Origin of the sequence: Pseudomonas sp. P105 (genome assembly GCF_032614175.1) — a bacterium.
GTDB lineage: Bacteria > Pseudomonadota > Gammaproteobacteria > Pseudomonadales > Pseudomonadaceae > Aquipseudomonas > Aquipseudomonas rhizophila.
Window position 1 is genome coordinate 3837931 of the sequence record NZ_CP126693.1, and the last position, 19329, is coordinate 3857259.

Consider the following 19329-nt stretch of genomic DNA (forward strand, 5'->3'; position numbering starts at 1 on the left):
GTCATTTAAACACTCACAGTTTGTGGCTTGGGCTTGAGGAGAAAATGCGCGAGCGCGGGCACCAGGATCAACGCCCCCACCATGTTCCAGACGAACATGAAGCCCAGCAAAATGCCCATGTCGGCCTGGAACTTGATCGGCGACAGTACCCAGGTGGTCACGGCCACGCCCAAGGTAATCCCGGTCATCACCACCACCTTGCCAGTGGACAACAGTGCCAGGTAATAGGCATCCGACAGGCTGGAACCATTGCGCAGGTTGGCAAGCGTCACGCTGAGGATGTAGAGCGCGTAATCCACACCGATTCCCACCCCCAGCGCAATCACCGGAAGGGTCGCCACCTTCACACCTATATTGAGCCCCACCATCAAGGCCTCGCACAACACAGAGGTCAGCATCAACGGCAACACCGTGCAGACCACCGCACGCCAAGAGCGGAAGGTGATAAAGCACAGGGCGATGACCGCCGCGTACACCATGAACAGCATCTGGATGTTGGAACGCTTCACGACGATATTGGTAGCGGCCTCGATACCCGCGTTGCCCGCCGCGTTCAAGAATTGGATCTGGTCGCTGTCATGGCCTGCCGCGAACTGCTCGACCGTCTGCACCACGCGGGTGAGCGTGTCAGCCTTGTGGTCGGTGAGGTACACGTACACGGTCAACAAGTCGCAGTTCTGGTTGAACAACTCACGGGGGGCGCGGGTGATGATTGCATTCAGGAGCCCCTGGTTACGGGGAATTTCATACCAGGTCATGCTGCCCTCGTTCATGCCGGCGGCGGCCTGCTTGCTCAGCGCCGCCAGCGAGGTGGTGGACACCACGCCCGGCAGCTGCTGCAGTTGCGCCTCCAGGGCGTCCACTGTTACCAACGTCTGATAATTGGCGCAGAAATACTGCGGGGTCTTAACCATCACCACGTACTTGTCGCTGCTAGCGGAGAAGTTGCTGACCATGAAGCGGTTGTCGGTGTTGTAGCGCGACTCGGGACGCAGCTCCGGTGCGCCGGGATTCAAGTCGCCAATCTTGACGTGAAGACTGATGGCAAAGCCCACCGCCCCCAGCACCCCTCCGATGAGGATCGCGCCGGTGGCCCATTTGCGTTCGGTGAAGCGATCCAGGAAAGCCCAGAGCGGATGCCGTGCGTGATGGGCGTCCAACTGGGAAAAACGGTCGTTGGCGGCTTCCCGTTGCGCCGCCACTTTGCTCACGCCGGTGTATGACAGCAAGATCGGCAGCAGGATCAGATTGGTAAAGATCAGTGTCAGCACACCCAGGGTCGCGGTAACCGCCAGGTCTTGGATCACCGGGATCTTGATGATCATCAACACCGCAAATCCCACGGCGTCCGCCACCAGCGCCATCAGCCCGGTCAAGAACAGCCGGCGAAAGGTGAAGCGCGCCGCCACCAGCTTGTCGGCACCGCGGCCGATGTCTTGCATGATGCCGTTCATTTTCTGGGCGCCATGGCTCAAGCCAATGGCAAACACCAGGAACGGCACCAGGATGGAATACGGATCCAGGTCGAAGCCCAGGGTCGGCAGCAAACCCAGCAGCCAGACCACCGCGATGATCGAGCACAGCAGCACCAGCACTGTGCTGCGCACACAACGGGTGTACCAGAACAACACGAGCCCGCAGATCACCAGGGTCGCGGCGAAGAACAACTGCATTTGCCGCATGCCGTCCATCAGGTCTCCCACCACCTTGGCGAAACCAGTGATGTGAATCTGGATGTCCTGGTTTTCATACTTGGCCCGAATCTGTTCGAGTCGGTTTGACAGTGCGTTGTAGTCCAGCGGAGTACCGTTATCCGAGGTGCTTTCCTGAAGCGGCAGGAGCACGATGCTGGACTTGAAATCGGAGGCCACGAGCTGCCCCACCTCGCCCGAACGCTCGATGTTCTGCTGCACCTGTTCCAGGCTTTTGGCCGAGCCGTCGTAATCGTCCGGGATGACTGGCCCGCCGTCGAAGCCTTCCTCGGTCACGCCAATCCAGCGCGTGGCCGGCGTCCAGAGGGACTTCATGTAGGACCGATCGACACCGGGGAGCAAGAACACTTCGTCATTGATCTTCTTGACCGTTTCCAGGTATGCGGCGCTTAAAATATTGCCCTGCCTGGCCTCGATCGCAATCCGCAAGGTATTGCCGCCCTCTCCCAGCTGGCTGCGGTTTTGCAGATAGTTCTGCACATAGGGGTGATCAGTGGGGATCATTTTTTCAAAGGCGGCATTGAGCTTCAGGCTCAGCGCCTGATAGCCGAGCACCAGGCTGAGCAGCACACAGATGCCCAGCACAATGCTGCGATGATTGAACAGCAATCGCTCGACCAAGGTCCCGGAAGCAGGATCAAACGTCGATGATGCAAGTGCAGGCGAGTGTTCGGCAGAGTGCGTAAAACTGTTCATCGTGACGGCTCCGACGATTCCACTTTCAGGGCGGACGACAGCATGCCCCGCGTGCTGCTGATGATCAGGTCACCGTTCGCCGCTTGCGTCATGCCCGTGAAGTAACGAGGTTGAGATATCTGAAGGGCGGTGGCTTGTGTATCGCCATCGGCAAAACGCAGCACCCGGCCCGATTCGTCTGCCAGCAGGACCGAACCGTCATCAAGACGCAGGCCGCTGGTCAACGTCACCGGCTGCAAGGTGTCGAGGCGCTTCCAGGTCTCGCCGCGATCCCGCGACTCGAAGGCTTTACCACGCAGTCCGAACGCCAGGATCGAATGGTTGTCGGTGACTGCTAGACCGAAGATCGTTCCTTCATAAGGGGGCGGCAGTGCCTCGAAGGACTGGCCCGTGTCGCTGGAACGCAGCAACGTCCCCTGCTCGCCCGTCATGAAGACATCGGTCCCTACCTGCGCGATACCGTAGAGATGCAAACCGTTTGGATTCTCGACGCGGGAGCGAATGGATTGCCAACTGAGCCCGCCGTCATGAGTGACGAAAGCAAGACCATAGGCCCCCACCACCCAACCGTTTCGTGCATCGAGGAAAAGCACGTCGAGCAACGGCTTATCCGGCCCTTCATCCATTAACTGTTGAGCCAGGGACAGACGCTCCGGAGCCTGCCCGTCGGTGTCGCGCCTGGCTTGTTCCAGTTCAATTTCGGCAGCCTGGATGCCGTCGAGCTGTTTCGCCCAGGTCATTCCACCATCCGTGCTGTGCAGGACGATCCCCGCATGCCCGACCGCCCAGCCCTGGTTGTGATCGATGAAACGCACCTTGACCAGCGTCACGCTGACCGGCGAACCGACTTGCCGCCAGGTCGCCCCGTTGTCATCCGAGACGATAATGAAACCTCGCTCGCCCACGGCCACCAACCGCTGCCCTGCCCGGGCCACACTGAGCATGACCGACTGAGTTGCCATCGTGCTGTGGATGGCCGGTTGCTGCGGCAATCCAGTCGTTTGCGCTAAAGCCGCCGAGCCATAAACCATCGTCGCCATCCAAAGACTGGCCAAGAAGGCCTTGATGTGACGCGAATACAAAATAGGCATGTCAGAACCCCGATGATGCCGCTCTCTGGAAGCGATGGGCGTGCACCACCTACAGAGAGCCAACGTTTTAGCCGATTGTCGCGAGGCTTAGCGAACCGACCCGGATGCCACCGACGTTCCGGTGAAGAAGTTTTCGGGTTTGCGCGGTATCACGCTGTAGGTTTCCCCATTCAGGCCCTGGACGACGCTGTAGGTCTTGGCCTGCAGGTTGTAGATCACCACAGGCTTGACCACCACCGCCGGGATGGACGGCACCACGAATGGCAACACCTGGGAAACACGCCACAATTTGCCCTCGGCGTCGTAGCCATCCACCAGTGAGATGGTCCAGCTGTCTTCATCGATGAAGAATCGACGCTTGGGCACGGCGTGGCGTTTGCCCGGCGCAACCGTGGCCTCAAGCTCCCAGACACGGTGGAGTTCCCAGCGCACTTTATTCGCATTCAGGTGGTTGGCGGTAAAGGCATCGTCGCGTTTTTCAGCATGGAATTTGTTGTCGTTGTAGGGGATGAACAGTTCTTTCTTGCCCACCAGTTTCCAGTCGTAGCGATCCGGATGGCCAATGAAGCCGTGCACCTCATCGAAATAGTTGGCGCCTGAAGCGACGAAGTCCGGCGTGTCATAGCCCACGGTTGGCGCACGCCGCACGCGACGTTGGCCGACCAGGTACTGCCAGGCCTCCCGGGGTTGCTGGGCATTGATACTGTCATGGGTTACCAGCGATTCCCCGGCCTTGAACGGTGGCTCGCTGGTCAGGAACCGCAGCAGCGCATACTGCCCGGACCATTTATCCGCAGCACCGTCTTTGTAGTAATACGGGTATTGCCAGTTTTCCACGCCACGACTGGCCAACGTCCGCGTCCCGTCGGCGTTACCGATGACATTGGCGTAGCCCATCTGTATCGATTCGGCTTCGACCCGCAGGAGGAAATTCCAGATCACCTCGTTGCCGTTTTTCGGAATCGGGAACGGGATCCCGCCGTAGCACCCTTCTACTGACAGACCATTGCTGGTGGTCTTGCAATTGGTGGCATTGGCGAAGGTGTTTTGATAGACGCTGTCCGGCGCCGCAGCGCTGCGGTGAGTCGGGTAGACATCAAGGTGGAAGGTGTCGGGGAATTTGGCCAACAGGGCTTTGGTTCCTTCACTCAACTTGTCGGCGTACTGCGCAGCGTTCTTGGCGGTGATCTGCAACAGCGGTTTTTCGCCGGGAAACGGATCGGCAGGCACATCGCCGAACTTGGCCCCGGCGACATCCTTGGTCAAGCCGCCGGTCCAGGCCGGGATCGAGCCATCGGCGTTGCCAGCTTTTTCGGCGCCCATGGGCGTCAGCGTGGTCTTGAGCTTCGCCGCCTCGTCAGGACTGACCGCTGCCAGCGCGGTACCGACAGAGAGGGAGATCGACAGAGTGGACAGCAACAGCAGTTTAATTTTTATCATTATCAGGGCCCGCCTGTTCTTTGCTTAAAAGGTTCGCTGGACCGAAAACGCCACGAAATCCCGGTCTTTCATGTTTTGCTGATAGGTGAACGAATTGGCTGAATTGATGACGGGCCCGGCCTCACCAAAGAAGTTGGTGTAGCTCAGCGAGGCGTACCACTGCTTCTTGTAATCGGCCTTGAGACCCAGGGTCAGGTCGCCGCCATGTTCCGGGCCAAATGCCTGGGGCGTGACGGAAGAACGCCCGGACGGGTTATAGCCAAGGGTGATCGGCGCTTGGACGTCGATGCCAGGAAAAACCTGGAAGTATTGCGGTTCAAACGTGAAGCGCATGGCGAACGCATCGCGCGTGGTGTTGGGGTCCAGTTGATCGGCGTTCTTGGTCACGCTCAGCCGTCGGTTGAACGCCAGTTCACCCACCAGGGAAGCGCCGTCCCACAACGCGGATCCGCCGTAGACATTGATCATCGATACCTGGGCATGCCACGACCGACCAATGGGATACGCGGGGTTGGAATCGTTGTCGGCGTCCATGCCAGTGACGATGGTGCCGCCGACACCCGCCAGGGGCGTATCGAGCCTGATCGATGTTTCACCGGCAATATTGGCCTCGCCCACCAGCGTACTGAAGCTGGCACCAAAGACCTTCACGTCCTCGGGATAGACGTTGATAAACGAGTCGTCGGCCCCCGGCACCAGCGCGGCCGGGCGGAAGTAGAACACCGGTGTTTTTTCGTGATACTTCGCGGCGTAGAGCCCGAACTCCCAGTCCTCCACCGCGAATTTCAATTGTGCGCCGAACTGCCCGGAGTCCCTCGCCTCCTTGTCTTTGCCATGACGCAACTCACCCGTGGGGAAGAACACCCGCTCCCCGCCTTCACCCACAAAGTCCGCACCGCTGAAGTAGCTACCTGCGGCGGGCAGACGGGTCTTGTTCCATTCAAATTGGTAGTAAGCCCCCACGCTCACGGTGTCGTTCAGTTGCCAGTTGCCAGACACCTGCTTGGTGGGCATCAGGATTTCTTTGAATTGGGAACCGGGGACTGATTGAAGCTTCACCAGGTCCACGGTGGACTGGGCGTTGGCAATGCCGTTGGCGCCGAAGAACAGGCTTTCACCGTAAATCTGGGTGAACTGCCCGAGCCGCCCGGACAACGAGGTCGTGCCGATTTCCGTCGAACCATAGACAAACGCGTCGAGGATTTCAGTCCGTTGGCCATGGATACGGCGGGTGTCGCTGGTGAATTCATCGTGGTCGACACTCACCGAGTTGGCGGTGCCCGGCGAATCGTTGTCATTGTCCTGACTGTAGACGTTGTCGTACCAGGACGCCGCACTGAGGCGTGCACCGACGTCTTTGTACTTGATGTCGAATTCGGAAAGGATGTCCAGACGATTGGAAATCAGACCGCGATCGAAATTTCGATCGCCGTCGTCCAGGTTGGGATTGCTGTTGGAGGTCCCAGGGCCCACCGCCACCTTGTGATCGAGTTTGTTCACGCGCCAGGCGTTGCTGTACTTGATGGTGTTGTCCCAGGTCGCCGAAAGGTCGGGATTACCGGTATCGATCTGGAACGCTTGCGCCTGGGTTGAAAGGCCCAGCAGTACCGTTGCGCTGACTGCGCAAGCAAGGCTGGAGACCGGCAACGGGCAGAACCGCTGGTTGGCTGTTTTCATGAAGATGTTCCTGTTTTTTTGTTTTTGTAAAAGGTCATCCACTCGCAGCATTGGCCGCGAATACCGCTGGCGTCGCCACAATGCGTAAAAATGCTTTTATTGCACTCAGTATCACTTTGTGCACAAAAAACTATCCCTGCGCAAAATCAAAGTCAAGCGGATTCAGGCGGGCACCGCGCGTTGAGGGTTGAGAGAAGGAGGGACAGCAGGCAGTGGCCCGAAAGACCTGGCAGAAAACCCCATCGACAGCAGGCGCTTAATCAGTCTTTGCACTAAACTTTGTTTTGCGCATAAAATGCGTTTAGTGCAAATTTAAGGACGACTCCGACCATGATTCACTCTCCCAGCGTTCCGCTGATCGATGTCGCGTTGACGAAGATGAAAAAAGCGATCGTCTGTTGTGAGCTGGCCCCCGGTGAAAAGCTCAAGGTCGCAGAGTTGTCCAAGACCTACGGACTCAGCAGCTCGCCGATTCGTGAAGCCCTCAATCGACTGACCCAGGACGGTGTGGTTGAGGCCAGCGATAACAAAGGCTTCAGAGTTGCCCCGATTTCCGTCACTGATTTTCGCGACATCACGCGCATGCGCTGCCTGTTGGAATGCGAGGCGTTGGCCGATGCCATCCAACAGGGCGACGACGCCTGGGAAGCCGATGTGCTCGGGGCATTTCATCGCCTGAATCTGGTCGAGAAAAAACTCGGCAGCGGTGTGCTGGTACTCGATGATGAATGGTCGACCCGACACAAGGCCTTTCACTTCGCCTTGTTTGCGGCGTGTCCATCGCCCCTGCTGTTGAAGATGATCGACTCGCTGTTTGATCGGGCCGAACGCTACCGACGCTTTTCCGCCCAGCAGCGCATTACCCAGCGGCACAAGGGCAACGAGCATCAGAAGTTGATGGAAGCGGCGCTGGCTCGCGACTCCGAGAAAGCCGTCACCTTACTGCGCAATCACATCCAGGAAACCCTGGGCCGGATCGTAGAAGCCATAGAGCGCCGACAAGCCACGCTTCAATAAGCCTCATGTAAAAAAACCCTTCGCCTGGCACTGTTTTCGTGGACAGTGCCAGGCGAAGGGCGTGTTGCCTTTCAGGCGTTAAGCCTGTGCGAACCTGATCGTCTTATCGCAAACACCGCCTTGGGCCGGCGCGGGCTTCTGCGGCGGCTTGCACCACAGCGCAAGCTCCATGCCCTCGAGCAATGCCATCGCCCAGGCCACCGTGACCGCCCCGCCATACACGTAGTGATCGGGCCGCACGATCACCACATTACAGCCTCGCTGTTCCAGCCATTGCGCTAGCAACCCATCGACTTCCTGGTACTCATCGACAGCACGAGCCCCTGATTGCTCAGGGTTAACCAACCGTACGACGTGGATAGGCAAGCCTTTAAGCGACTGGCTGCTACGCAGGCACCTCAACAATGCACTGGCATCGAAACCGGGGGCAACGACCACGCGAAACGCCTGACCGGTAAATTCATCGAGCAAGGCCTGCTTGCCGGCATGGTTGATCACCATTGGCTGGGGAAACAGCTCTCCGGCTGGAGACACCTGCGCGATAAACCCTTGGGACAGACCGGGGATCAGCGATTGCCGGATGGTCCCGCCCGGGTTCTCCTTCATATGTTCGATCAGCCGTGCGTCCCGCTTCGCGGCCCTTTCACTGTCGCGCTCGCAGATCACACCACCGAACTCCTTGGCCGCCAGGGTAGTCTGGCGCACATGAGGGATCCGCTCGGTCTGATACGTCTCCAGAAAATCCGGAGCGGCCAGTCCCTCTTTCACCAGAGCGATTTTCCAGACCAGATTCAAGGCATCGCGAATCCCCTGGCACATGCCTTGTGCCAGGAATGGCGGCGTCATATGGGCCGCGTCTCCAAGGAAGAACACCCGGTCGGCTTTCCACTGCTCGAGGATCAATGCATGGAATCGGTATGCCGAAGCCCGCCATAACTGATAGTCCTGCTCCGGCAGCCAACGGGCAATCAGCTTCTTGATCGTTTCAGGCTGTGAGATTTCCGAAGGTTGCTCGTCCGGATTGATCATGAATTCCCAGCGACGATGTCGCCCGGGGCCGACCACAAAAGTGCACGGCCTGGCCAATTCGCAGAACTGTACGTTGGTCTTCGGCAGATCCTCCCCCGCCCCTTCGTTGAGGATCACATCGACCACCAGCCACGGCTCGTCGAATGCGAGGTCGTCCATCTTCAACCCCAGTCCGGTGCGGATCGGGCTGGTGCCACCATCACACGCCAGCACATGGGCGGCAGTGACCGTGCGCTCGGTCCCATCCTTCGCCTGGATACGGACATTCGCCTGGGACTCAGCAGAGTTGACCGACAACACCTCAGCGCCAAGCTCAACGGTTACCGAATTAAAACTGGTGATTTTTTCACGAAGTGCGCGCTCCACCGGCGGCTGGGAAAACACATAGTTCGGCGCCCAACCCAGTGGAAAAGGCGGCTGGGCAGCGTCAATGCGCTTGATCAACTGTGAACCGGTCGTGCGGTATTCCGAAGGGCGGTAAGGCATGACATGTTCGGCAATGTTCTCAGCCAGGCCGATATTGCCGAAGACGCGCATCACTTCATGGTCAAAGCCCATGGCCCGAGGGTTGGCATAGACCGTTTCGGACTTGTCCACCACCAGGGCATTGAGCCCCCACAGACCGGCCAGATTGGCACACAAGGCACCCACCGGTCCCATTCCAACAATGATGACATCGTAGTCCATCGTCTACTCCGCTTCTTGTAGTTGTCGATTGCGAATGCTGGTTGATGCAATCACGACGCCTGTTCATCAACCAGATATCGTCTTTACCGAACAGAACGATCAGGCGATTCGGACCCGCTGCTCCTCAATCTTTGTGCGAATGGAGTCCATCCATTGCGCGCGCGTCTGGAACTCTGGACGGCGCCTGCACATTGCCTCGGTCTGGGCCAGAATGACCTCGGTCGGTAGCTCGAGATCCAGAGGTTCCTTGCACGGCTGAGCGGTATAGAACGGTGTATCGACATACATCTCGACGGGGTTGCCTTCAGGGTCCTTGAAATAAATCGACCAGGCATTCCCGTGGTCCACTTGGGCGATGCCCTCAATGCCGCTTTTTTTAGCGAATTGATAGTACGCCTTCAGGTCATCTAACGAATTGAGCAGGAACGACAATTGATTGATCGGGTTGAAGGGCAAATCAACGGGCTTGCCGTCAAAGAGCACGACCTGATGGTGCAGTTCGGGATTCTGTGTCATGAAGAACAGACGATGCCCGGTCGAGGCCACGCCTTTGTCGCTGACGATGAAACCCAGGATGCGGCAGTAGAAATCGACCATCCGATCCAGGTCTGAGCAGAACACGCCGGAATGGGTGAAATTGATGGTAGGTAATGCGGGCATGTGGAACCTCCAGTTTTTATGATTGTGTAGAGGACAACGCTCAGGCTTCGTCAATAACGCCGTTCGAAAGGGTCCCGATTTCAGTGATGACCACTTCGAAGACATCGCCGGGTTTCAGGAAAATCGGCGGTTTACGCTTGAAGCCAATCCCGCTCGGGGTACCGGTTGCCAAGATGTCGCCCGGGTTCCACGGCAGTGCCTTGGACACGTAGGAAATCAAATGAGGAATGTCGAAAGCCAACTCCGAAAGGCTGCCTTCCTGCAGTTGTTCGCCGTTGAGAACCCCCCGCACCACCAGCTTACGGTAATCGGAAATTTCCGACGCTGGAATGATCCAGGGGCCCAGTGCGCCAGTTTTTCTGAATGTCTTACCCATGCCGTACTGGTGCGTATGGAACTGCCAATCCCGCACGCTGGCATCGTTGAAACAGGTATAGCCCGCCACATGGTCCATGGCATCGGCCGGATCGATGTGCGCGCCACCCTTTCCAATGACGACGGCCAGTTCCGCTTCGAAGTCGAACTGCTCCGACACTTTTGGCCTGACCAGAGGTTCGCCGTGGGGCAATAGCGTTTCGGCAAATCGCTGGAATATCACCGGAAACTCCCCGACCTTCCTGCCGGCCTCTTCGGCGTGAGCCACATAGTTGATGCCCACGCAGATCACCTTGCCGGGATTAGGGATGACGGCCTCCAGTTGAATGCTGGAAAACGAATAATCGGCCTGGGCGGTCTCGACGATCTTGTGTGCCTCCTGTACCAGCAATCGATTGGCCAGAAAGGAGGCGAGGTCCGGAACCTGCGCAAAACGACGGGTCAGCTCGATCACCCCGTCACCTGACACGGCGCCAAAATGGGCCTTCCCTTCTTTGCGGTACGAAATCAGCTTCATATTCCTCTCCTATTTTTATGCACAAAAACTAATTTCTTGCACCATACATCATTAAATGCATAATGCAAAAGGTCGCGAAAAAAAATAATGAGTCCGATAAGGCTCTTGGTTCTGGAGGCAAGCATGTCGCTGGTGATGGTTCGTAAGATCAAACTGGACGTTGAAGAAATCTTTCACGAGGGAGGCCCGCGTGCGTCAGCTCCGTTGCGCATTGCGGTTGCCACCGCCGTGGTCGCCAATCCCTACGCCGGCAGGTATGAAGATGATCTGCTGCCCTTCATGCAGGAGCTCAGGGGGTTAGGCGCACAACTGTCGGAGCAGTTGATCCAGGCGTTGGGCGGTGCTTCGCAGGTTCAGGCTTATGGCAAGGGTGCAATTGTTGGTGAAGACGGCGAACTGGAGCACGGTGCGGTCTGGCACGAAGCCGGCGGCTGGGCGATGCGTGAAGCATTGGGCAATCCCAAGGCAATCGTTCCAGCGGGCAAGACTATCGGTGGCCTTGGTTGCCGGGTGATGATTCCGCTGGGGCATATCCAGGCAGCTTATGTCCGCAGTCATTTCGGTGTGGCGGAAATGACCGTGTGGGATGGTCCTCGCCGTGGCGAAATCGCTTTTGGCCTGGCCATGGCCACCGGCGGCAGGATTCATGCGCGGCTGGGCGGCCTGAGTGCTGCCGAAGTGAAGGGCGAAGACGGGTTACGTTGATGCCAGGGTTTTGAAGCGTCGCTCCACGGATTACGTACTACGACAAAAATAATATGAGTATCGGAGAACATCATGACTGCAAAAACGATGCGCGCCGCACGCCTGTATGAAGGCGGCAAACCCATGGTCATCGAGCAGTTGCCCGTACCGGGCATTCGTCCAACTGAAGTGCTCGTCAAGATCAAGGCCTGCGGAATCGTCCCCAACCTCCATAACATCCTGACCAACTGGGTTAAATGGTTCCCCCAAAATCCTCTGCCGAAACTGCCGGCGACCTTCGGCCTTGACCCAACGGGAGTCATCGAGGCAGTAGGCGAACAGGTCTACGACTTCAAGGTTGGTGACCGGGTCTACGTCAATCCGGGCCGCCATTGTGGTTCCTGCCGAGCCTGTCGTGCGGGCAATACCATCGCTTGCACTGCCTATACCTTCAATGGCTATTTCGGTTTCACGCCAAAAAGCCAGCGCATGTTCGAAGACTATCCATACGGTGGTCTTTGCGAGTACATCCCTGCTCCGCAATACAGCCTGGTGAAACTGCCCGATAACCTCAGCTTCGAGACGGCCGCGCGACTGGGCTACCTGGGTACCGCCTACAAGGCAATGCTCAAGGCCAATGTCGGGCCTGGCACCACCCTGTTGATCAATGGCATCAGCGGCACGCTCGGCCTGGGCGCCGTCGCCCTGGCGCTGGCGATGGGCGTTCGCAAGATCCTCGGCACGGCCCGCAACCAGGAGCTCTTCCAACGGGTGAAAGATCTCGCCACGCCAGGCCGGATTGAAATCCACACCCTGGGCACGCTGCCAACCCATGAGTGGGTCAATGAAGTTACGCACGGTGAAGGTGTCGATGTGGTGATCGATGCTCTGGGCCCAGGCGCACCCCACGAGACCCTGACCCAAGCCCTCAAATCCATTCACCGCGGCGGTCATCTGGTCAATATTGGTGCTATCGCAGGTGAGGTCCCCATCGATCTGCACTGGATCATGGACAACGACATCCAGATCAGCGGTTCCGCCTGGTTCACTACTGGGCAAGGACAAGCCATGGCGGACATGGTGGAGTCCGGAACGCTGGATCTTTCATTCTTCGAAAACACGGCCTTCAGCCTGGAGAAGGTGAACGACGCGATTACCGGTATCGAAAATCGCCACGGTGGCTTCAGTAACTACGTCATTTGCCCCTGACATTAACGACACCTGCTCACCACAACGGCGGGGCTACGTGATGCCCGCCCAACAACACCAGGGGAATGCCATGAAAATCCGAAGAGTCGTCACCGGTCTGGATGCCACAGGCCAATCCGTATTCATCAGCGATGACGCTGCCCCGCGGTCTTGTGTCTTTGAGTCCATTCCCGGCCATGCCATGGCGCACCTTTGGTCCACCGGCTCAACAGTCGGAACGGCCGGCGCTCAGCAGGACCCCACCCTGAGGCACCCTTCCCTGGTGCCCGGTCCGGGCGAAACCAGCCTGGCAATCTATGATTTTCCCCCGGACACCGTGATGCAGAACCCGACGGATGTCGGACAGATGATCGAGGAATTGGGGGGTGCCCTGCCCGGCTTGTTCGAATGCTTTGAACCGGACCACCCGGGCATGCACACGACCCCGACCATTGACTACGGCATCCTGCTCCAGGGTGAACTCTGGCTGGAACTGGACAATGGCGAACAAAAGCTGATCCGGCCCGGAGAGATTGTCATCCAGCGTGGAACCCGACATGCCTGGCGTAACAAGAGCGATCAAATCGCCCGCGCGCTATTCGTGATGATCGGCATGAAACGTGACTAGTCGACACACACTTTCCCCCGAACCTTAGGTGCTCAACATGACCCTGCAGCACATTGCAGTGATTGGCGCCGGCACGATGGGCAGTGGAATTGCCCAAACCTGCGCGGCAGCCGGCCATACGTTATTGCTCATCGATATCAATGAACAGGCGCTCGGCCGGGGCCTGCAAATCGTGCAAAAAAACCTGGACCGGCAAGTTGAAAAAGGGACACTCCTCCCCGCGCAAGCCATCGAGACCCTGCAACGTATCCATACCTCGACCCATTACACCGACTTGGATGAAATGGACGTAGTGATCGAAGCGGCCACGGAGGACTTGATACTCAAGCGCAAGATCTTGCAGCAAGTTGACACCCATGCTCGCCTGGATTGCCTGATCGCCAGCAACACTTCATCGCTATCGATTACGGAATTGGCGGCGAGCATCGAGCACCCGGAACGCTTCATGGGGATTCACTTCTTCAACCCTGTGCCGATCATGGGCCTGGTGGAGCTGATCCGTGGCTTACAAACCAGCGACGCGACCTGCTCCACCGCCGGGGCACTGGTCGAACAGTTGGGCAAGACCGCAATCCACACCCAGAATCGCCCGGGCTTCATCGTCAACCGAATCCTCATTCCGATGATCAATGAAGCGATCTTCGTCCTTCAGGAAAACGGCGATGCCCAGGCAATCGACGCCAGCATGCGCCTGGGCTGCAACCAACCGATCGGACCGCTCGCATTGGCTGACCTAATTGGCCTGGATACCGTGCTGGGAATTCTGGACAACCTGCAAATAGGTTTTGGCGATCCGAAATACAGGCCCGCCCCGCTGCTCAAAGAGATGGTCGCTGCAGGATTGCTAGGCAAAAAATCAGGACGTGGCTTTCATGTCTATAGCTGAAACTCGCGGTGGGTATGACACGATCCGGGAACGGGCCCTGGAGCTTTTCGTCAGCAAGGGATTCGGACAGGTCAGCATGCGCGAACTGGCTCGCCACGTGGGTATCGCCCCTGGCTCGCTGTACAACCATTTCCCCAGCAAACAAGCCCTGTTGTTCGATCTGATCGAAGAGTTCTACGAAGAACTCCTCATGCTGGTTCAGCCCGTGCGGCAACGAACGGCTGGCGCCCACCCACTGTTGGACCTGATTGCCGCCCACTTACAGCTGCACCGTGAGCGGCCCCTGCATTTTCGACTGGCATTACAGGGTTTTGCCTACCTCGACACCGCTCAGAAGCAACGCATCACCCTCAAACGCGTCAGCTATGAACACGCGTTTCTGCGCGCGGTATTCAGCGATACCTTAAGTGCACAAGAAACAGCTGCAGCGGTCGGGCATGTCATCACGCGTTTTCTCAACTGCCTGCCGGGTTGGCTCGAGGGACACCCGCTGGCTGATGAGGTTAATACCCACCTGATCGAGCGGCTGATCAAAGGGGCTGTGCAAGAATGCTCGGCACAGCCTCAGATCAGCGCCCCGCCTGACACTCATCCCAAACACCACGCATCAGTTCCTTCAGCATCAGCGCCTCGCCCCAGCGATCCGTTATATCGCGCCCATCATGCCTCGTGATCGCATAGGGTGGCGGGCCAAGCTCGCAGGTGAAGGAGAGGATCGCGGGTGTGTTCGGTCGCGCCTGCCAATCCTTGATTCCGTAACGCCACCAGCCTAGAAACCGGTCCAGCCAGGGGCGATGCTGGGCGAAGGTCAACGGCACTTGGAGCTGCTCACTATTAGCGACCCGCCCGTGAAAAACCCAACTGTGTCGCAAGGTGGTGTGAATCTGTTCGTCGTCTTCGGCAGTGGCCGACTCAGGCAGTTCGTGGCCCACGACGTAATGGGAACCAGTGCCCAATATCGTCTCGGATTGATTTACGCGATGCTATCTTCGAGCGAAGTGATAAAAGAGAAAGCTTGCCCTTTGTTCGAACGAAGCCTCGCCCAAGGCTTCGCTCCGCCAGCACTTGAAATTGCCTCTTGGTGCTTGGCGTTACCGATACACCCGAGTACCAAAAAGCCTTGCAGGCCATAGAAACCACCATGCCGCTCTACGAAAAATATTGTCCACAGCCTGTTGTTCGGCTTGAGTGCAAGCCTGAGGAACCCGTGGGCTTCGCCATGCAGTGGGGCAACGGTCGTGATTATCAAGCTTAAATCTAACGACTACAGGGTGATAGCAATCGTGCGCGGCGCTTAGAGTATTACCAGAAGGTCATCGATACCAATGACTGTTACAAGGCCAAACGACGCATGGAATATCTTAAATAGCCCCCGCCTAGTACTGGCTCCAATGCATGACGGTTGCTTCAGAGACAAAGACGTTATCGGGCTTCGGCTGCAGGAAACCGGCTCGGCTCCAGGCATCATTCTTCATCATTAATGCGATTGCTCCCAGCCTTCATATCGATTCGGGGTGGCCATCATCTGTTTTCTGAGTGCTAAGCTGGAAATTTTCAGAGGAAGGCGAAAACAAATGCGTGAAGCGTATTCGCTGACGAATGTACTAGAAAGAATCTACCGGAACCAGGTCAAGCTAGAAGCAGCGATAATGGAGCTTACGCTCCATATCGAAAAGCGAGACGAAGAAGAGGTCGGACGCAATGTCCGTAGAGCTTTGCAAACGATCAAGGAAAAAGCCGGCTTCATCAAACAGGGTTTAGCTCGATTCAAGAAACGGGAAGCCGATTAAGTGATGCTCCTACCGTTTCGAGCGCATCAGCAACTGGGCAAGCGGAAACAACACAGACGATCGTCACACAATCACTGACACTGGGAAATTCCAGACACAAAAAGAGCCACTGATCTGAGCGGCTCTTTTTGAATCTTTGAACGAGAAACGAGACTCGTATCTGGTGTCCGACTCGTTGAAGTCCAAGGATTTTATTTTCTTGCCGGAGCAGGAAAACACTTAATTTTGGACCTGCCTCCAGAGTACATCAAGCGGTCATGGTGCCTGTGTGAGGCATTGCTTTCTTACCGCTGACCTGCCGCCGATGACCCGATTGCCCGCATTATCGGCGATTGGCTTTATTGTCCGTTTTTTATCCGGCTCCAGACACGCGTGCGCAGTCGGTCGGTCTCTAGCGGCATCGCTTCCAGCACAAAGAGTTTCTTCATCACGCTTTCAGGCGGGTACACCATCGGGTCGTTGAGAATGGCCTTGTCGACCATGCCCTCAGCGGCAGCGTTGCCGTTGGCATAGTGCACGTAGTTGCTGATGTCAGCCATGACGCTGGGGTCCAGCAGGTAGTTCAGAAACGCGTAACCGGCCGCTTCATTCGGAGCATCGGCAGGCATGGCGACCATGTCGAACCACATCGGTGAGCCTTCCTTGGGAATGGCGTAGGCAATCTGCTGGCCATTGCCGGCCTCATTGGCTCTTGCTGCCGCCTGCATCACGTCGCCGGAAAACCCTACGACCAGGCAAACGTCACCCGTTGCAAGATCACTGGTGTATTTGGAGTTGTGGAAATAACTCACATAGGGCCGCACGTTGAGCAGCAGGGCCTGGGCCTTCTCGTAGTCGGCCTTGTCCTTGCTGTGATGCTCAAGCCCCAGGTAGTTCAAGGCGATGGGAAGGATCTCGGGGCCGTTGTCGAGCATGGCTACGCCGCATCGGGCGAGTTTTTTCATGTTCTCCGGCTTGAACACGATGTCCCATGAGTCTATCGGTACATCGCCCAGGACTGCCTTGACCTTGGCGACGTTGTAGCCGATGCCGGTGCTGCCCCACAGGTACGGGAAACCGTATCGGTTGCCCGGATCGTTGGCCTCCAGAACTTTCATCAGCGTCGGGTTGAGGTTCTGCCAGTTCGGCAGCTTGCTACGGTCCAGCGGTTTCAGCGCACCGGCCTTGATCTGCCGGGCCATGAAGTGGTTGGAGGGAAACACCACGTCATACCCGGAACGGCCGGCCATCAGTTTGGCGTCGAGGACCTCGTTGCTGTCGTACACGTCATACTGAGTCGGGTGCCCGGTATGGCTGGTAAAGTTTTGCAGGGTATCTGGGGCAATGTAACTGCTCCAGTTGTAGATCCTGACGGTGTCTGCCGCCTGAGCGGTGGACGCGATCAACAGTAGCGGAACGATCGACTTCAACATACGAGACCTCAACCTTTGTTCTTTACGTTATGGGTGAAGGCAGTTCAGAAAATCAGCACGTAGCTTTTGCGAACGGTTTCTTGTATATCCCAGACTCCCGTGGTGTTCGCAGGCAACATCAATGCGTCGCCGGCCTGGATATGAAGGACCTCACCGCCATCCGGGGTGAAGGTGCAGCGCCCCTGGATGAAATGGCAGAACTCCTGTTGCACGATCTGGCGCCGCCAGCGGCCGGGGGTGCATTCCCACACGCCGGCTTCGACGCCGTCATCGCGTTCAACGCTTGTCGTGGCAACCTGTGAAACCGGCTCACCCAGCGGTACGCCAACAGCGCTCGATTCCCCGAGAGGCAAGTGTGGGGTGTCGCGAAAATGATCGATCTTCATGCGAACGGCTCCTTGGACTTCATCAATCGTTCCATGCAACCCGCCAGACCCTCGGCCATCCGGCGACGCCAGCGCGGTACATGGAGGTTGGCCAATATCCGATCCTCGTGAACAAAGCTCTGGATAATGGCGTTGTAACCCAGCCAGCGCAGGGGCTCTGGCTCCCAGCGTGGCAACGAAGCCAGCGGACGGTCGGCCCACACCCAAGGCTGGCGTGTCAGTTCGTTGTCCTGACCAAGAATCAGCGCGGCCACGGTACGGCCACCCAGGTTGCTGGCGCCTACGCCTTCACCGCCATAGCCACCGGCGAGTGCGATCTTCTGGCGACGGTCGGCCAGCATGTGCGGGTGAAAATGCCGGGCGACACCCAGGTTGCCGCCCCAGGCGTGAGTCAGGCGAACATTGCGCAACATCGGAAATAGCTCGCTGAACAGGTACTGGCGCAACTCACGTTCGGCCTGACTGAGGTTGAAGTCACTGCGCAGGCGACCTCCAAAGCGATAGCCACCGCGGGCACCAAATACCAAGCGGTCATCGCGGCTGCGCTGACCGTAGGTGACTTGTCGGCTGTTTTCGCTGAAAGCCTGGCCACGGTTGAGTCCGATTTGGGCCCATACGTCGGCCGAGAGCGGCTCAGTCGCAACGATCAGGCTCTGCGCGGCCAGTTGATATTTGTTCAGCGGGGGCAAGGCACTGGCATACCCCTCGACGGCCGGCACCACCCAATCGGCGCTCACCCGACCGTGCTCGGTTCGAACTTGGCCTGCCGTCCAGTCGAGCACAGCGCTTTGCTCGAAAATACGCACCCCCATGCGCTCCACGACTTTGGCTAGCCCCCGTACCAACCGGGCAGGTTGAAGGGTCGCGCAGTGAGGTGAATACAGGGCGCCGTACGCCTGGGCCACATTCAATTGTTCGCGCAAAGCCTGAGGGCTCAGCCAGCGATAATCGTCTTCACCCAGGCCTTGCGCACGGGCGGCAGCGAGTTGTTCGCGCAGGCGCCGTTCTTGCTCGGGATACCGCGCCGCGCAGTACAGCACGCCACCTTTACGCAGTTCGCAATCGATGCTTTCGACGTGGCACACCCGCGCCACTTCATCGGGGATTCCGTGCAGCAGTTGATATCCTGCATGACGTTGGGCGGCGGGCAAGGGCCCCAGGAGTCGGTCTTCGCCGAGCAGATTCCCCATCAACCAGCCGCCATTGCGGCCGGAGGCGCCGAAACCGGCAATCTGTGCTTCAACTATGACGATGTCCAGGTGCGGTGCTTGCTGCTTGAGGTAATAGGCCGTCCAAAGGCCGCTGTAGCCGGCACCAATGATCACCACATCGGCTCGCAGATCCTGATGCAACGCCGGACGCGGCGTCAGCACCTCATCGACTTGCTCCATCCACAAACTCACACCACCCCAACCAGCCATTACCTGCTCCATCGTTTGATTGCCGACAGAGCT

17 protein-coding genes and 1 pseudogene are annotated in these 19329 nt (G+C 57.8%); 7 read left to right on the plus strand and 11 right to left on the minus strand.

What is annotated here, in order from left to right:
- Positions 1-5: 5 nt before the first annotated feature.
- The 4 genes from QOM08_RS17155 to QOM08_RS17170 all read right to left on the minus strand — a co-directional run bounded on the left by QOM08_RS17155 (position 6) and on the right by QOM08_RS17170 (position 6616).
- Positions 6-2408 carry an efflux RND transporter permease subunit gene (locus tag QOM08_RS17155; RefSeq protein ID WP_041020402.1) on the minus strand — a complete coding sequence of 801 codons (2403 nt, stop codon included), beginning with the start codon at positions 2406-2408 and terminating at the stop codon, positions 6-8.
- Positions 2405-3499, minus strand: a complete 1095-nt coding sequence (locus QOM08_RS17160; protein ID WP_041020401.1) for a WD40/YVTN/BNR-like repeat-containing protein — start codon at positions 3497-3499, stop codon at positions 2405-2407. The genes QOM08_RS17155 and QOM08_RS17160 overlap by 4 nt, the downstream gene beginning before the upstream one ends.
- 87 nt (positions 3500-3586) lie before the next feature.
- Positions 3587-4939, minus strand: coding sequence for a DUF1329 domain-containing protein (locus QOM08_RS17165; protein ID WP_041020400.1), 1353 nt, complete (start codon positions 4937-4939; stop codon positions 3587-3589).
- A 24-nt stretch (positions 4940-4963) separates the two neighbouring features.
- Positions 4964-6616 carry a DUF1302 domain-containing protein gene (locus tag QOM08_RS17170; RefSeq protein WP_163854295.1) on the minus strand — a complete coding sequence of 551 codons (1653 nt, stop codon included), beginning with the start codon at positions 6614-6616 and terminating at the stop codon, positions 4964-4966.
- Between the two features lie 330 nt (positions 6617-6946).
- Between QOM08_RS17170 and QOM08_RS17175 the strand changes: the two genes are divergently transcribed.
- Complete coding sequence (locus QOM08_RS17175) at positions 6947-7633, plus strand: GntR family transcriptional regulator (protein WP_041020398.1); 687 nt, start codon at positions 6947-6949, stop codon at positions 7631-7633.
- Positions 7634-7711: 78 nt separating this feature from the next.
- Here the strand turns inward: QOM08_RS17175 and QOM08_RS17180 are convergent, their stop codons facing one another.
- From QOM08_RS17180 to QOM08_RS17190, 3 genes are all read right to left on the minus strand, one after another.
- Entirely contained in the window at positions 7712-9349 is a 1638-nt protein-coding gene (locus tag QOM08_RS17180; RefSeq protein ID WP_163854298.1) for a bifunctional 3-(3-hydroxy-phenyl)propionate/3-hydroxycinnamic acid hydroxylase, read from the minus strand.
- A 99-nt stretch (positions 9350-9448) separates the two neighbouring features.
- On the minus strand, positions 9449-10009 hold the full coding sequence (locus QOM08_RS17185) for a VOC family protein (protein ID WP_041020396.1): 561 nt from the start codon (positions 10007-10009) through the stop codon (positions 9449-9451).
- 40 nt (positions 10010-10049) lie between these two features.
- Positions 10050-10901 carry a fumarylacetoacetate hydrolase family protein gene (locus QOM08_RS17190; protein WP_041020395.1) on the minus strand — a complete coding sequence of 284 codons (852 nt, stop codon included), beginning with the start codon at positions 10899-10901 and terminating at the stop codon, positions 10050-10052.
- A 123-nt stretch (positions 10902-11024) separates the two neighbouring features.
- On the opposite strand from QOM08_RS17190, the gene QOM08_RS17195 reads away from it, so the two are divergent.
- From QOM08_RS17195 to QOM08_RS17215, 5 genes are all read left to right on the plus strand, one after another.
- Positions 11025-11606, plus strand: a complete 582-nt coding sequence (locus tag QOM08_RS17195) for an amino acid synthesis family protein (RefSeq protein WP_041020394.1) — start codon at positions 11025-11027, stop codon at positions 11604-11606.
- A 72-nt stretch (positions 11607-11678) separates the two neighbouring features.
- Positions 11679-12794, plus strand: a complete 1116-nt coding sequence (locus QOM08_RS17200) for an alcohol dehydrogenase catalytic domain-containing protein (RefSeq protein ID WP_041020393.1) — start codon at positions 11679-11681, stop codon at positions 12792-12794.
- A 70-nt stretch (positions 12795-12864) separates the two neighbouring features.
- Positions 12865-13401 (plus strand): cupin domain-containing protein, encoded by a 537-nt coding sequence (locus tag QOM08_RS17205; protein ID WP_052435068.1) that lies wholly within the window; start codon positions 12865-12867, stop codon positions 13399-13401.
- 37 nt (positions 13402-13438) lie between these two features.
- On the plus strand, positions 13439-14287 hold the full coding sequence (locus QOM08_RS17210) for a 3-hydroxyacyl-CoA dehydrogenase NAD-binding domain-containing protein (protein ID WP_041020392.1): 849 nt from the start codon (positions 13439-13441) through the stop codon (positions 14285-14287).
- Positions 14274-14960, plus strand: coding sequence for a TetR/AcrR family transcriptional regulator (locus tag QOM08_RS17215; protein ID WP_082343550.1), 687 nt, complete (start codon positions 14274-14276; stop codon positions 14958-14960). The genes QOM08_RS17210 and QOM08_RS17215 overlap by 14 nt, the downstream gene beginning before the upstream one ends.
- Here QOM08_RS17215 and QOM08_RS17220 read toward each other — a convergent pair.
- Positions 14857-15246 (minus strand): annotated as a pseudogene (locus tag QOM08_RS17220) (sugar phosphate isomerase/epimerase); the annotation flags it as partial. The gene QOM08_RS17215 and the pseudogene QOM08_RS17220 sit on opposite strands and share 104 nt — an antisense overlap.
- A 615-nt stretch (positions 15247-15861) precedes the next feature.
- Between QOM08_RS17220 and QOM08_RS17225 the strand changes: the two are divergent.
- Positions 15862-16077, plus strand: a complete 216-nt coding sequence (locus tag QOM08_RS17225; protein WP_041020391.1) for a hypothetical protein — start codon at positions 15862-15864, stop codon at positions 16075-16077.
- Between the two features lie 338 nt (positions 16078-16415).
- On the opposite strand, the gene QOM08_RS17230 is transcribed toward QOM08_RS17225, so the two are convergent.
- From QOM08_RS17230 to QOM08_RS17240, 3 genes are read right to left on the minus strand one after another with little or no spacing between them, the layout of a single operon-like run.
- A complete protein-coding gene (locus QOM08_RS17230; protein WP_063680200.1) occupies positions 16416-17489 on the minus strand; it encodes a polyamine ABC transporter substrate-binding protein in 1074 nt (357 codons plus the stop codon).
- Positions 17490-17533: 44 nt separating this feature from the next.
- Entirely contained in the window at positions 17534-17875 is a 342-nt protein-coding gene (locus tag QOM08_RS17235) for a cupin domain-containing protein (protein WP_039011379.1), read from the minus strand.
- A complete protein-coding gene (locus QOM08_RS17240; RefSeq protein WP_163854300.1) occupies positions 17872-19296 on the minus strand; it encodes an NAD(P)/FAD-dependent oxidoreductase in 1425 nt (474 codons plus the stop codon). The genes QOM08_RS17235 and QOM08_RS17240 overlap by 4 nt, the downstream gene beginning before the upstream one ends.
- Positions 19297-19329 lie beyond the last annotated feature (33 nt).

What these genes read in the sequence shown, in the direction of transcription:
- QOM08_RS17155 (WP_041020402.1), bottom strand. Translation starts at nt 2,408, where the DNA reads ATGAACAGTTTTACGCACTCTGCCGAACACTCGCCTGCACTTGCATCA.
- QOM08_RS17160 (WP_041020401.1), bottom strand. Translation starts at nt 3,499, where the DNA reads ATGCCTATTTTGTATTCGCGTCACATCAAGGCCTTCTTGGCCAGTCTT.
- QOM08_RS17165 (WP_041020400.1), bottom strand. Translation starts at nt 4,939, where the DNA reads ATGATAAAAATTAAACTGCTGTTGCTGTCCACTCTGTCGATCTCCCTC.
- QOM08_RS17170 (WP_163854295.1), bottom strand. Translation starts at nt 6,616, where the DNA reads ATGAAAACAGCCAACCAGCGGTTCTGCCCGTTGCCGGTCTCCAGCCTT.
- QOM08_RS17175 (WP_041020398.1), top strand. Translation starts at nt 6,947, where the DNA reads ATGATTCACTCTCCCAGCGTTCCGCTGATCGATGTCGCGTTGACGAAG.
- QOM08_RS17180 (WP_163854298.1), bottom strand. Translation starts at nt 9,349, where the DNA reads ATGGACTACGATGTCATCATTGTTGGAATGGGACCGGTGGGTGCCTTG.
- QOM08_RS17185 (WP_041020396.1), bottom strand. Translation starts at nt 10,009, where the DNA reads ATGCCCGCATTACCTACCATCAATTTCACCCATTCCGGCGTGTTCTGC.
- QOM08_RS17190 (WP_041020395.1), bottom strand. Translation starts at nt 10,901, where the DNA reads ATGAAGCTGATTTCGTACCGCAAAGAAGGGAAGGCCCATTTTGGCGCC.
- QOM08_RS17195 (WP_041020394.1), top strand. Translation starts at nt 11,025, where the DNA reads ATGTCGCTGGTGATGGTTCGTAAGATCAAACTGGACGTTGAAGAAATC.
- QOM08_RS17200 (WP_041020393.1), top strand. Translation starts at nt 11,679, where the DNA reads ATGACTGCAAAAACGATGCGCGCCGCACGCCTGTATGAAGGCGGCAAA.
- QOM08_RS17205 (WP_052435068.1), top strand. Translation starts at nt 12,865, where the DNA reads ATGAAAATCCGAAGAGTCGTCACCGGTCTGGATGCCACAGGCCAATCC.
- QOM08_RS17210 (WP_041020392.1), top strand. Translation starts at nt 13,439, where the DNA reads ATGACCCTGCAGCACATTGCAGTGATTGGCGCCGGCACGATGGGCAGT.
- QOM08_RS17215 (WP_082343550.1), top strand. Translation starts at nt 14,274, where the DNA reads ATGTCTATAGCTGAAACTCGCGGTGGGTATGACACGATCCGGGAACGG.
- QOM08_RS17225 (WP_041020391.1), top strand. Translation starts at nt 15,862, where the DNA reads ATGCGTGAAGCGTATTCGCTGACGAATGTACTAGAAAGAATCTACCGG.
- QOM08_RS17230 (WP_063680200.1), bottom strand. Translation starts at nt 17,489, where the DNA reads ATGTTGAAGTCGATCGTTCCGCTACTGTTGATCGCGTCCACCGCTCAG.
- QOM08_RS17235 (WP_039011379.1), bottom strand. Translation starts at nt 17,875, where the DNA reads ATGAAGATCGATCATTTTCGCGACACCCCACACTTGCCTCTCGGGGAA.
- QOM08_RS17240 (WP_163854300.1), bottom strand. Translation starts at nt 19,296, where the DNA reads ATGGCTGGTTGGGGTGGTGTGAGTTTGTGGATGGAGCAAGTCGATGAG.